Here is a 1559-nt window from a genome sequence, read left to right as displayed (position 1 = left end):
AGTGTCTCCCCGAGCTGGGCTCGAAACAGCGTCAATCGGATTAAAAGTCCGTTGCTCTACCATCTTAGCTATCGGGGAACAATGTAGAAGTGGCGCGCATATTAAGCGCTTTGATTTGAGTCGTCAACCCCCTGAATTGAAAGGTTAAAAATTGTACGGAAGCAAGACGTTACGGTACCGGCCGCCAGTGTGGCTAAGGAATGGCCACGTGCAATCGGTGTGGCCAACCCTGTTCCGGTCCGTGCCGATGCAGGAGCCGACCCGGGAAGTACTGCCCACCTTGGATGAAGACGAGCTACACCTGGACTGGTATCGCCAGGGCAGCGATCGTCTCGCGGTGATCTCCCATGGCCTGGAAGGTCACAGCCGCCGGCCTTACGTCCTTGGTCTGGCCAGGGCACTGCTGGCCGAAGGTTGGGACGTACTGGCCTGGAACTACCGTTCCTGTGGCGGAGTGATGAACCTCCAGCCCCGTTTTTACCACAGTGGCGCCACCGAGGATCTGACTCACGTGGTCAGTCACGCCCTTGCCGGCGACTACAAATCGCTGTTCCTGTCGGGCTTCAGTATGGGGGGCAACCTGACGCTGTTGTACCTGGGGCAGCAAGGCGAGAGAGTGGATAGCCGGATTTGTGGCGCCGTGACTTATTCCGTGCCATGTGACCTGGCTGGCAGCGCGGAGATGCTTGCACTTCCCAGTCGTCGAATCTATATGCAGAGATTTCTGAAGGACCTGCACGTAAAAATGCAGGTAAAATCCAGAAAGTTTCCGGGTCTTATTGATATAGAAGGATTCGAGTCGATCCGGAATTTCAGGGAATTCGATGACCGGTACACCGCGCCCCTCCACGGGTTCCGGGATGCCGAGGACTATTGGGCCCAGTGCTCAGCCTTGCCGCGTCTCCGGGATATCCGGGTACCCGCCTTAATGGTCAATGCCGCCGATGACCCGTTCCTGTCTGCGAAGTGCTTTCCTGAATCACGCAAGTTGCTGGGTGCCCATGTGCGCCTGGAAGCACCCCGCTGGGGCGGGCATGTTGGCTTTGTCGAGCATGCCCGGGACGGTTTCTATTGGTCTGAACGCCGCGCCCTGGGCTTCCTCAGCCACCTGTCATGAACCAGTAGCGGCTGTACGCGCCTCTTCCAGCATGGGTTCGAGCACCGGCCAGACCTTGTCGAGCAGCTTCGGTTGCGCTTGTTCGGTCGGGTGAATGCCATCTTCCTGCATCATGTCCTCATGGTTGTAGATGCCATCCAGAAAGAAGGGAACCAGTTCGGTGTTGTACCGGTCCGAGAGGGTCGGGTACAGCTCTGCAAACATCTGTGTGTAACGGGGCCCGTAGTTGGGCGGCATCTGCATGCCGACCAGCAGCGCCTTCGCCCCGGATTGCTGGGTATTTTCGATCATGGCCGCGAGGTTGGACTCGATCACGTTGGGTGGGAAACCCCGAAGACCATCATTGCCACCCAGTTCGATGATCACGACATCAGGGCCGTGCTTTGCGATCAGCTCCGGCAAGCGCCTTGCGCCACCATCGGTGGTTTCGCCACTGATACTG

At 58.1% G+C, this 1559-nt stretch carries 2 protein-coding genes and 1 tRNA gene; 1 reads left to right on the top strand and 2 read right to left on the bottom strand.

Annotation, left to right across the window (positions count from 1 at the left end; genetic code table 11):
* Positions 1 to 5: 5 nt before the first annotated feature.
* A tRNA-Lys gene (locus ACESMW_RS17335) sits at positions 6 to 78 on the bottom strand.
* Between the two features lie 130 nt (positions 79 to 208).
* Here ACESMW_RS17335 and ACESMW_RS17330 point away from each other — a divergent pair.
* Positions 209 to 1117 carry a YheT family hydrolase gene (locus tag ACESMW_RS17330; RefSeq protein ID WP_372988235.1) on the top strand — a complete coding sequence of 303 codons (909 nt, stop codon included), beginning with the start codon at positions 209 to 211 and terminating at the stop codon, positions 1115 to 1117.
* On the opposite strand, the gene ACESMW_RS17325 is transcribed toward ACESMW_RS17330, so the two are convergent.
* Positions 1112 to 1559 (bottom strand): arylesterase (locus ACESMW_RS17325; RefSeq protein WP_372988234.1); only part of this gene is annotated, 448 nt, incomplete at its 5' end. The two genes, ACESMW_RS17330 and ACESMW_RS17325, sit on opposite strands and share 6 nt — an antisense overlap.

Source organism: Marinobacter sp., assembly GCF_041690455.1.
Lineage (GTDB): Bacteria > Pseudomonadota > Gammaproteobacteria > Pseudomonadales > Oleiphilaceae > Marinobacter.
This window is presented reverse-complemented; position numbering and strand designations above follow the sequence as displayed.